Annotated in this window: 8 protein-coding genes and 1 pseudogene; 2 read left to right on the top strand and 7 right to left on the bottom strand. The window is 70.0% G+C overall.

Annotated elements, in window-relative coordinates; translation table 11 throughout:
* The coding region (locus tag A9W96_RS09990) for an acyl carrier protein (RefSeq protein WP_197499475.1) at window positions 1–423 on the top strand (423 nt) is incomplete at its 5' end.
* 160 nt (window positions 424–583) lie between these two features.
* Complete coding sequence (locus A9W96_RS09995) at window positions 584–1645, top strand: type III polyketide synthase (protein ID WP_067139390.1); 1062 nt, start codon at window positions 584–586, stop codon at window positions 1643–1645.
* A gap of 32 nt (window positions 1646–1677) precedes the next feature.
* On the opposite strand, the pseudogene A9W96_RS10000 reads toward A9W96_RS09995, so the two are convergent.
* The 7 genes and pseudogenes from A9W96_RS10000 to A9W96_RS10030 all read right to left on the bottom strand — a co-directional run bounded on the left by A9W96_RS10000 (window position 1678) and on the right by A9W96_RS10030 (window position 10646).
* Window positions 1678–3470: pseudogene (locus tag A9W96_RS10000) on the bottom strand (ABC-F family ATP-binding cassette domain-containing protein).
* Window positions 3471–3494: 24 nt separating this feature from the next.
* Window positions 3495–4181, bottom strand: coding sequence for a PAS and ANTAR domain-containing protein (locus tag A9W96_RS10005; RefSeq protein ID WP_066870497.1), 687 nt, complete (start codon window positions 4179–4181; stop codon window positions 3495–3497).
* A gap of 69 nt (window positions 4182–4250) precedes the next feature.
* Window positions 4251–5366, bottom strand: coding sequence for an enolase C-terminal domain-like protein (locus A9W96_RS10010; RefSeq protein ID WP_156765187.1), 1116 nt, complete (start codon window positions 5364–5366; stop codon window positions 4251–4253).
* Window positions 5363–6379: an SDR family oxidoreductase gene (locus A9W96_RS10015; RefSeq protein WP_066870500.1), complete on the bottom strand. Its 1017-nt coding sequence runs from the start codon at window positions 6377–6379 to the stop codon at window positions 5363–5365. Before A9W96_RS10015 ends, A9W96_RS10010 begins: the two co-directional genes overlap by 4 nt.
* A gap of 31 nt (window positions 6380–6410) precedes the next feature.
* Complete coding sequence (locus tag A9W96_RS10020) at window positions 6411–8201, bottom strand: glycoside hydrolase family 15 protein (protein WP_067139393.1); 1791 nt, start codon at window positions 8199–8201, stop codon at window positions 6411–6413.
* A complete protein-coding gene (locus A9W96_RS10025; protein WP_067139396.1) occupies window positions 8194–9900 on the bottom strand; it encodes a GMC family oxidoreductase in 1707 nt (568 codons plus the stop codon). The genes A9W96_RS10020 and A9W96_RS10025 overlap by 8 nt, the downstream gene beginning before the upstream one ends.
* Window positions 9900–10646 (bottom strand): gluconate 2-dehydrogenase subunit 3 family protein, encoded by a 747-nt coding sequence (locus A9W96_RS10030; RefSeq protein ID WP_067139398.1) that lies wholly within the window; start codon window positions 10644–10646, stop codon window positions 9900–9902. The genes A9W96_RS10025 and A9W96_RS10030 overlap by 1 nt, the downstream gene beginning before the upstream one ends.
* Window positions 10647–10771 lie beyond the last annotated feature (125 nt).

The following is a 10771-nucleotide window of genomic DNA, read 5'->3' on the forward strand; positions in this document are numbered from 1 at the left end:
GTCTCGGGGCATCCCGGCGGCCACGCCATCGACCACGACCGCGCGTTCGGCGACCTCGGGTTCGACTCGATGATCGGGGTCGAACTGCGCAACCGCCTCACCAGCCATACCGGACTGGCTTTGTCGCGAACGCTGATCTTCGATTATCCGACGCCGGCCGCGTTGGCCGATCATCTTCGCCGGCAACTGCTGCACGACGAGGCGGGCGAATCCGACGACGAAAGAATTTGGTCGACGCTGCGCAAGATTCCGGTGCGCGAGCTCCGAAGAACGGGAATGCTCGAAAAACTTTTATTGCTCGCCGGCGTACCGGAAACGTCGGCCGCAGACGCACATTCCGGTGTCGACGACATCGACTCGTTGAGCCCGGACGCGTTGATCGCGATGGCGCTGAGCTCGGCGGACGAGGAAGACACCGAGTGATGAATTCCCCACTGGCGGATATGATTACGCGAACAGCAAGACGCCCTAATGAGGCATGTGTTGAATACCAAAGACTTTTGCGCCGCGCTACGGGACGGCATAAACTTCCGGCATTACGCGGAGCCGTATTGAGGTTGGTCGGCAACCAAGAGAGCAGATCATGAGCGTCATCGCGGGTGTGTTCGGCGCAGTGCCGTCGCATCGCTACAGTCAAAGCGAGGTCACCGACCAGGTGGTCAAGTTCCCCGCGCTGGCCGAGCACGAAGAGATCGTCCGGCGCCTGCACGCCGCCGCCAAGGTCAACAGCCGCCACCTGGTGCTGCCCCTCGAGCGCTACCACGAGCTCACCGACTTCGGTGCCGCCAACGAGATCTTCGTCGACAAGGCCGTGGAGCTGGGCTGTGAAGCGCTGCTGGGCGCGCTCGACGAGGCCGGGCTGCGACCGCGGGACATCGACATGATCGCCACGACGACGGTGACCGGCATCGCGGTGCCGTCACTCGACGCGCGGATCGTCGGGCGGCTGGGCCTGCGCCCGGACGTGCGGCGGATGCCGCTGTTCGGCCTGGGTTGCGCGGCCGGGGCGGCCGGGGTGGGCCGGCTGCACGACTACCTGCGCGGTGCTCCGGACGGCGTCGCCGCGCTGGTGTCGGTCGAGCTGTGTTCGCTCACCTTTCCGACGGTCCGCCCGACCGTGTCGGGACTGGTCGGGACGGCGATGTTCGGCGACGGCGCCGCCGCCGTGGTCGCCGCCGGCGACCGTCGCGCCCAGCAATTGAATTCCGCCGGGCCAGACATCGTGGATTCGCGCAGCCGCCTGTATCCCGAATCGCTGCACATCATGGGCTGGAACATCGGCTCGGACGGCGTGCAACCGACGATGTCGCCGGAGCTGCCCAACGTCATCGACCGCTATCTGGCCGACGACGTGAGCAGCTTCCTCACGCCGCACGGGCTGACGAAGGACGACATCGGCGCCTGGGTCACCCACCCCGGCGGCCCCAAAGTGATCGACGCGATCGCCAAGAGCCTCGAACTGCCCCCGGAGGCGCAGGAACTGACCTGGCGCTCGCTGGGGGAGGTGGCCAACCTCTCGTCGGCGTCGGTGCTGCACATCCTGCGCGACACCATCGCCAAACCGCCGCCGGCCGCCAGCCCCGGCCTGTTGCTCGCGATGGGGCCCGGCTTCGGGTCCGAACTGGTGCTGCTGCGCTGGCATTGACGCTCTCGCGAAACCCGTTGCGGCCCAAGTGTTTACTCGAGCAACTCGGAGAGCTCCAACCAGCGTCCCTCCGTCGCGGCGACCTCGTCCTCGAGCGCGCGCAACTCCCGGGTGAGCCGGGTGATGCCGACGTGGTCGGACTGGTCGTGCGCGGCCAGTTCGTGGTGCTTGTCCGCGATCCGGTCCGCCAACCGCGCGAGCTGCCGGTCCAGGGCGGCCACCTCCTTTTCCGCGGCCCGGCGTTGTGCGCCGGACATCGCCTGGGCCTCGGGCGGGGAAGCGGGCCGCGGCGAATCGTGGGCGGCCCGGGCGGTCCGCTCGCCGGCGAGCCGCAGGTAGTCGTCGACGCCGCCGGGTAGGTGCCGCAACCGGCCGTCGAGCACCGCGTACTGCTGATCGGTGACCCGCTCCAGCAGATAGCGGTCGTGCGAGACGACGATCAGCGTGCCGGCCCACGAGTCCAGCAGATCCTCCATGGCGGCCAGCGTGTCGGTGTCGACGTCGTTGGTCGGCTCGTCCAGTAGCAACACGTTGGGCTCGGAAAGCAGGGTGAGCAACAGCTGCAGCCGCCGCCGCTCACCGCCGGAGAGATCCTCGACGCGGGCCGACAGCTGGCCTTGAGACCCGCGCACGCCGAAGCCGAGTCGCTCCAGCAGCTGCGCCGGGGTGACCTCGCGGCCGTCGACCTGGTAGCCGCCCTGCAGTCGGCCCAGCACATCGGCGATCCGGTCGCCGCGGACCGCGGCCAGCGCGTCGCCCTGCTGGTCGAGTACCGCCAGGCGCACGGTCCTGCCGCGCTTGACGCGGCCCGCGTCCGGCTCGATGGTGCCGTCGATCAACCTCAGCAGGGTCGACTTGCCGGCGCCGTTGGCCCCGACGATGCCGGTGCGCTCGCCGGGGGCGATCCGCCACTCGACATCGCGCAGCACCGGGCGGCCCCCGAACGAGACCGAGACGTCGAGCAGGTCGACCACGTCCTTGCCCAGCCGGGCGGTGGCCAGCTTGGCCAGTTCGACGGTGTTGCGCAGCGGCGGCACGTCGGCGATCAGCTGGTTGGCCGCCTCGATCCGGAACTTGGGTTTTGACGTCCGCGCCGGCGCGCCGCGGCGCAGCCATGCCAGCTCCTTGCGCATCAGGTTCTGCCGCTTGGCCTCGGCGACGGCGGCCATCCGGTCCCGCTCGACGCGCTGCAGAACGTAGGCGGCGTAGCCGCCGTCGAACGGTTCGACGATTCCGTCGTGCACCTCCCACGTCGTGGTGGCGACTTCGTCGAGGAACCAGCGGTCGTGGGTCACCAGCAGCAGCCCGCCGGTGTTGCGCGCCCAGCGTTGCCGCAGATGCCCAGCCAGGTGATGCCCTCGATGTCGAGATGGTTGGTCGGCTCGTCGAGCGCGATGACGTCCCATTCGCCGATCAGCAATCGGGCCAGCTGCACCCGGCGACGCTGCCCACCGGACAGGGTGGAAACCGTTGCCTCCCAGGCGATGTCGGAGACCAGCCCGGCGACCACGTCGCGCACCCGCGCGTCGCCGGCCCACTGGTGTTCGGCCGCCTCGCCGACGAGCGTGTAGCCCACGGTGCGGTCCGGGTCCAGGGTGTCGGCCTGGCTCAGCGCGCCGACCCGCAACCCGCTGCGCCGGGTGACCCGCCCGGCGTCGGGTCGTTGCTGACCGGTCAGCAGCCGCAGCAGGCTGGATTTGCCGTCGCCGTTTCGCCCGACGATGCCGATGCGGGCGCCGTCGTTGACCCCGAGCGTGATCGAGTCGAAGACCACCTGAGTCGGATATTCGAGGTGTACGGCCTCGGCCCCAAGTAGGTGCGCCACCGGGCCGACCCTAGCGTCCCGCCGCTAGCCGAGGGTCAGCAGCGCGTGGTCCACCTGGCTTTGGGTTTCCGCCGACGCCTTGCTGGCCACGGCGTCCAGGAAGCGGCTCGCGACGTCGCGCAGCTTCAGGTTCGCCTCCTGGGAACGCCACACCAGGATGTCGAACGCGCGCTCGGCCGAGATGCCGTACGCGGTCATCAGCACGCCCTTGGCCTGCTCGATGCGCGCGCGGGCATCGGCCACCGCCGACAGCACGTTGGTGATGTCGGAGTGCAGGGAGTCGGTGACGTCGACGTAGAACCCGGACGTGCCGGCCAGCGCACCGGTGCCGTCGACCATCCGATCGCCGGCGACGACGACGCACCGGGTGCGACCGGCGGTGTCGATGATGCGGTGCCGACTGCTGAACGGCTTGCCCTTCATCACGCGGTCGAGCACGGCCGCCACCCGCTCCCGGTCGTCCGGATGCTTGTGTTGCAGCAGCAGTTCCGTGGTGGGCTTGACCTGTCCCGGCTTGTAGCCGTGCATGCGCGCGACCGCGTCCGACCACTCCCAGCGATGGCCGTCGATGTAGAACCAGAACCTGCCGACGCGCTGCGGCTCGCCGAGGCCCAGCACCAGGTCGACCGCACTCAGGTCGCCTTCCTCGACGACGTCAGTCACCACCGGCTCACGGCGCTCAACAGTGTCGTCGCTGGAGTTCACCGTCATGGTGCGATTCCCCAATCCCCGTTGTGAAAACCTTGGCTTGTCAATTCCCGTTTTTGCGCGGCTCCATGCCTAGGCCACCCGGTACCGCTCGGCGTCGCGGTGTTTGAACTCGCACCCGAAGCCCGGGCGGTGCTGATCGGGCCGCAGGGCCCCGCCCTCGGGGGACAGGGCGCCCTCGAAGAGCAGGTGCTCGATGCGGTGGTGGTCGTGGAAGTACTCCAGGTGTCGCAGGTTCGGGATCGTGGTGGCGACGTGGGCGTGCAGGTTGGGAGCGCAGTGCCCGGACACGTCGACGTTGTAGGAAGCGGCCACGGCCGCGGCGCGCACCCAGTCGGTGATGCCCCCGCAGCGGGTGACGTCGATCTGCAGGCAGTCCACCGCGTCGGCGGCGAGCATCCGGTTGAAGTAGGCCAGGTCGTAGCCGTACTCGCCGGCGGTGACATCCGGACTCACCTGGTCGCGCACCTCCCGCAGGCCGGCCAGGTCGTCGGAGGAGACGGGTTCTTCGAACCAGGTGACGCCGTGGTCGGCCATGGCGTGGGCCACCCGGATGGCCTGCTTGCGGCGGTAGCCGCCGTTGGCGTCGACATACAGTTCGGTGTCCGGCCCGATCACCTTGCGCGCCAAGGCGATTCGATCCAGGTCGCGGCCCACGTCGGAGCCCCATGACTCGCCGATCTTGATCTTCACCCGCGGGATCTTCCACTCGCCGACCCAGCGTTCGAGTTGGCCACGCGTGGTGCGCTCGTCGTAGGTGGTGAAGCCGCCGCTGCCGTAGATCGGCACTTCGGGGTGCGCCATGCCGAGCAGCCGGCACACCGGCAGCTCCAGCAGCTTGCCCTTGAGGTCCCACAGCGCGGTGTCGAGCGCGGAGATCGCGCACGACGTCAGCCCGGGCCGCCCGTTGTTGCGCATCGCGATGACCATCGACTGCCACCGGGCCGGGATGTCCACGGCGCTGTGGCCGGTGAGCGTGCCGGCGAGCTTGCCGGTGATCAACGCGGCGCACGCGCCGTCGGCGTAGGTGTAGCCGATGCCGCGCCGGCCGCCGGCCGCAACCTCGGCGAGCACCAGCGTGGTCGACGACCACGACAGGGTGCCGTCGGCTTCCGGTGCGTCGGTGGGGATTTCGTAGGCCTGCGCGGTGACCCCTTCGATAGCCGCGTCGATGCGCGCGGTTGTCATCGCGCCCACCGGCGGCCCGCCCGCGCCGCGAGCCACGCGCCCACCCCCGCCGCACCGAGCGCGCCGGTACCGCTGATGGCCGGATGCTGGGACGCCCACAGTTGCGGGCTGCGCGCGTGCGACTTGTCATCGAACTGGCCGTGCGCGCCGTGGTCGGTGCCCGGTTCGTCGTCCAGCGGCTGCCACAGGTTGTGCGGCCGGCCGGGCCCGACGTGTTCCTCGGTCTGCTGGGAGTCGTAGCCGGTGCGCCCGAGGTAGCGGTCCAGCAGCGGCGCGACGAACTTCTGCCCCAGCAGCGTCACCATGGTGGAATCGCCGACCCAATACTGCTTTCGGCCCGGATGGTCGGCGGCATACACCACGCCCCGCGCGGCGACCTCGGGCTGGTAGATCGGCGGCACCGGCTGGGGATGGCGGGGCAGCCGGGACAGCACCCAGGAGAACTGCGGGGTGTTGACCGCCGGCATCTGCACGACGGTGATCCGCACCTTTGAGCCCTCGTGGAACAGTTCGCAGCGCACCGATTCGGTGAACCCGTTGACCGCGTGCTTGGCGCCGCAATAGGCCGACTGCAACGGGATCGACCGCTGGCTGAGCGCCGAGCCGACCTGCACGATGGTGCCGCGGTTGCGGGGGCGCATCTTGGCCAGCGCCGCCATGGTGCCGTGCACGTAGCCGAGGTAGGACACCTCGGTCACGCGCTTGAACTCCTCGGCGCTGATCTCGCGCAGCGGCGCGAACACCGAGGTGAACGCGACGTTGACCCACACGTCTATGGGGCCGAAGGCGGATTCGGCCTCGTCGGCGGCGGCGACGACGGCCGAGTGGTCGGCCACGTCGGTCGGGATCGCCAGCGCCTTGCCGCCGCCGGCCTCGACGTCGCGGGCGGCGCCGTCGAGGCCCGCGGCGCCGCGGGCGAGCAGGGCGACGTTGGCGCCGCGCCGCCCGAACTCCTTCGCGGTGGCGCGGCCGATGCCGGCGCTGGCTCCGGTGATCACCACTGTCTGTGTCATCGCAGAACTGCCTTTCGCTCGGTCGGAGTTGTCACTGATGGTGGGCGTCGTCGTCGGTGAGGATGGCCGTGCATTCGAGCATCAGGGCGTGCGCGAACGCCTGGGGCAGGTTGCCGCGCAGCTGGCGCTGCCGCACGTCGTACTCCTCGCAGAACAGCCCCGGCGGGCCGCACGCGGCGCGGTTGCGTTCGAACCAGCGCATGGCGCAATCGCCGTGGCCCAGTTGATGTTCGGCCAGCGCCATCATGAATCCGCAGAGCAGGAAGGCGCCCTCGGCGTCGCCGAGCTCGCGCTCGTCGTGCCGGAAGCGATAGACGAACCCGTCCTCGGTGAGTTCGCGGCGAACGGCGTCCAGGGTGGCCCGGGTGCGGGGGTCGTCGGCGGGCACGGCGCCGCGCACCGGCGGCAGCAGCAACGACGCGTCCACCCCCGTCAGCCGCGGGCTGCGCTGCCAGTAGCCGTGCGGGTGCAGGCTGCTCGACGCGGTCTCGGCCAGGATCGCGTCGGCCAGGGAAGTGCACGCGGTGACCTCTGGCCCGGCGCCGGCCAGCTTGGCGACGGCGCGCAGCCCGGCCACACAGGCCAGCCGGGACTGCGTCCAGTGCTCGTTCTCGATTTCCCACACCCCGGCATCCGGTTCACGCCAACGCTTTTCGATGGCCCGGATGGCGGTCTGCACCGCGCGCCACCCCTCGGCGTCGAGCCGGTCGGCGGCACCCGCCTTGGCCAGCAACTGCAGCGCCTCACCGAAGACGTCGAGCTGGAACTGCTGGTTGACCCAGTTGCCGACCTTGTCCGAGCCGCCGGGATAGCCGGGCAGGTCGAGCGTCTCCTCGCCGGGCACCGCGCCGCCGGTGACGGTGTAGGCGGGCTTGAGGTCGGGGCCGTCCTCGAGCAGCCGGGCGCCGACGAATTCGACCGCCCGGTCCAGCAGTTCGGTGGTGCCGACGGCGGCGGCGGCCATGCCGGCGTACACCTGGTCGCGGATCCAGGCGTAGCGGTAGTCGTAGTTCTGGTTGGTGTGCGCGCGTTCAGGCAGGCTCATGGTGGCGGCGGCCACCATGCCGCCCCCGCTGCTGGTCAGGCCGCGCAGCACCGCGTAGGAGTGGCTGCCGTCGCGCGCGGCGATGGTGCAGTTCAGCCGGGGCACGCTGCGCTGCCAGGCGGCCGCGGTGGCGTCCCAGGCCAGGTCGGGGTCCGGCGGCCGCTCGGGCAGCGCGCGTTCGGACAGCTCCAGCACCAGGTCGTGGTGCCGGCCGTCCTCGAGGGTGATCTCGCAGGTGAGCAGCTCGCTCCTGTCGTGCGAGGCCTTGACGACGCGGGCCTGGCAGCCGGCCAGCCACCGCCAGTGCAACCGGCCCGAGCGGCCGCTCCACACGCCGTCCTCGCAGGACGGCTGGCCGAGACCGTGCTTGCCGAACCCCGAGCCCGGCGCCAGCAGCACCCGCACCCGCGCCGTCCCGCGGCACACCGTGAGGCGGCGCAGCAGCACCACCCGGTCGGGGTCGCCCGGAAAGGCGAGCGCCTCACGGCATTCCACGGTGCCGTCGCGGGTGATCCAGCGGTTGCGCCAGATCAGGGTGCCCGGCTCGTAATAGCCGCCCCACACGTGCCGGACGTCGGTCGGCGTGATCGCGTAAACCCCGCCGCCGCCAATGAGATTGGAGAAGACGGCGTCGGAATCCCAGTGCGGCGCGCACATCCACGCGATGTCGCCCTGCGGCCCGATCAGTGCGCCGCGCTCGCCGTCGGCGAGCAACGCGTACTCACGCAGCACCCGGGGGGCGAAGGTCGTCTCGACGTCGATCGTTCGGTCAGCCACGGGCCCTCGCCTCCGACCTCCGTCCCGCAGTGGTATCGATCTTCCCGCCGGCCAGCCGTTCGGCGAGCCGCGAGGCCAGCGCCATGATGGTCAGCGCCGGGTTCGCCGAGCCCTGCGTGGGACACACCGAGCCATCGGCCAGAAACAGGTTCGGGACGCCCCACACGCGCTGATCGGAGTCGACGACCGAATTGTCCGGGCTGGTGCCCATCCGGGCGCCGCCGATCAGGTGGGCGAAGCGCTGGATGGTGAGCACGTCCTGGGCGTCGGCGGCGTGCAGGATGTCGCCGATCACCTTGGTGGAGTAGGCCATGTTGGCCTTGTCGTTGTCGCACAGCGTGTAGTCGAACCGGGCCACCGGGATGCCATACGGGTCCTTCGCTTCATCCCCAGAGGCCAGCGTCACGCGATTGTCCGGCAGCGGCAGCAGCTCGTTGAGCACGCCGACGGTCGCCCAGTGGTTGTAATCGCGCATGTACTCCCGCATCGCGCGGCCCCAGTGCCCCTCGGCCAGCACGTGTTCGGCCCAGCCGATGGGCAACGGCGATACGGTCTGGATGGCGAAGCCGCGGGCGAAGCCACGGGATTGGTCGGTCTCGTAGAACTGTTCGGAGGTCACCTCCGGGGGCGGCGCCTTGTACATCCGCACCTCCTCGGACCACCGGCCCGCGGACTGGGTGGCGCCCTGGACCATCACATAGCGCCCGACCTGGTCGTCGTTGTTACCCAACCCGTTCGGGAAGCGGTCGCTGGTCGAGTTCAACAGCAGCCGCGGTGTTTCGATCGAATACCCAGCTATGGCAACCACTTTGGCACGTTGCAGCCGCTCCTTGCCGCCCACCTCGTCGTAGTAGACCACGCCGCGGGCGGTGCCGCTCTCGTCCAGCTCGACGCGCGAGGCCATACAGTTGGCGCGGATCTCCACGGCGTGGGCCAGCGCGTCGGGCAGGTGCGTGACGTACGGGCTGGCCTTGGCGTTGACCTTGCAGCCCTGCAGGCAGTAGCCGCGGTAGATGCAGTGCGGGCGATTGCCGAAGGTGCCGTTGACGATGCCGACGGGCCCGACTCGCATCTCGATGCCGAGCTTGAGCGCTCCGCGCCAGATCTTGGCGGCGGCACCCGAAATAGGGTGCGGCGCAAACGGATAGCGATGTGGATCGCCCCACGGCCAGTTCTGGCCGGCCACCGGCAGCTCGAGCTCGACACGCTCGTAGTGGCGGCGGATGTCCTCGTAGCGGATGGGCCAGTCCGCCCCGACCCCGTCGCGGGTGTAGGTCTCGAAGTCGCTGGGGTGGAATCGCGGGGTGTATCCGGCGTAGTGCACCATCGAGCCGCCCACGCCGCGCCCGGAGTTGTTCTTGCCCAACTCGATCGGGTCATCGCCGCCGATGATGCGTTTCTGTGTCCAGTACAGCGCGTGCGATCCGGCCTCGTCGGACACCCAGTCCTCGTCGGGATGCCAGAACGGGCCGGCTTCCAGGATCACCACCCGCCAGCCCTCGCGGGCCAGCCGCTGCGCGAGCACCGAGCCACCGGCCCCGGCACCGACGACCACCAAATCGACCTCGTCGTCATCGGCGTAGCGCCGCATGGTCTTTTCGCCCGGTAGATCGCGGGTGTGCACGTCGAGCAGGAACCGCGAGTCGTTGTCCTTCGGTCCGACCGCACCCTTGAACAGGCCCCGCAGGAAGTCGCCCATCACAGCTCCCCGTTGTTCACGATTCGCACCGGGTCCTCGTCGGTGGCGCCCCGGGTCTCGTATGGTTCGCGCGCGGCGGCCGGACCGGTGGCGCCGCCGAGGCGCATGAAGCCGCGCGGGTAGGCCGGGCCGCCGAACCCGATCTCGTTCCACGCCCACGGGTGGGAGTAGAAGCCCGACAATGTCATTCGCATGCACACCGACCACGCCCGCTTGACGTTCAGGCTCTGCCACGCCCCGCCCTGCAGGTCGGCATGTGAGAATTTGTCGACGATCGCCTCGCGGGTGGTGATATCGGCGTCGGCGAAAGAGGTTGCGCCGTAGTGGTTCCTCGCCGTCTCGTCGAGACCGCGCAGCACCAGCCGCCAGGTGTCGCGGTCGTCGGGCATGTCGGCGTACTGGTAGCCGTCGAGGCGCCCGTCGGCGAGCTTCGAGTCCACCGACTCGGCCGCCGGCACCCGCGGTTCGACGTCCTGCGCGAGCACCGTGTCGCAGAACGCGCGCAGGCACGGCTCCTCTTCGGGGGTGAAAAACCGCAGCGGCCCAGGCGGTTCCAGGCGGGCCAGCACCACCTTGCGGGTGGCCTCGTCCCAGTTGTCGGCGGTCTCGAGCACGTCGTAGTCGGGGTAGCGCCCGATCATCTGCGGCGTGACGCCGCGCCGCTGCTTGGGCAGCCAGGACGGGTGCGGCGGTTTGCCGTCGGGGCGCAGGTTGGGCAGGTGGTCGGGGCGTGAGGTGTTGGCCATCTCGGGGATCCCAGCTCCCTAATCCCGGAACCGTTCGCGGCGCAGGATCGACGCCAATAGCCCCATCCCGCCGACCATGCACATCAATCCCGGCGCCGCGATCGGAGGCCCCATCGGCACGTTGT

Origin of the sequence: Mycobacterium sp. 1245852.3 (assembly GCF_001669335.1) — a bacterium.
Taxonomy (GTDB): domain Bacteria; phylum Actinomycetota; class Actinomycetes; order Mycobacteriales; family Mycobacteriaceae; genus Mycobacterium; species Mycobacterium europaeum_A.

Bases quoted from the DNA above. Each gene is read 5' to 3' on its own strand.
- A9W96_RS10010 (WP_156765187.1), bottom strand. From the start codon at position 5,366: ATGACAACCGCGCGCATCGACGCGGCTATCGAAGGGGTCACCGCGCAG.
- A9W96_RS10015 (WP_066870500.1), bottom strand. From the start codon at position 6,379: ATGACACAGACAGTGGTGATCACCGGAGCCAGCGCCGGCATCGGCCGC.
- A9W96_RS09995 (WP_067139390.1), top strand. From the start codon at position 584: ATGAGCGTCATCGCGGGTGTGTTCGGCGCAGTGCCGTCGCATCGCTAC.
- A9W96_RS10030 (WP_067139398.1), bottom strand. From the start codon at position 10,646: ATGGCCAACACCTCACGCCCCGACCACCTGCCCAACCTGCGCCCCGAC.
- A9W96_RS10025 (WP_067139396.1), bottom strand. From the start codon at position 9,900: ATGGGCGACTTCCTGCGGGGCCTGTTCAAGGGTGCGGTCGGACCGAAG.
- A9W96_RS10005 (WP_066870497.1), bottom strand. From the start codon at position 4,181: ATGACGGTGAACTCCAGCGACGACACTGTTGAGCGCCGTGAGCCGGTG.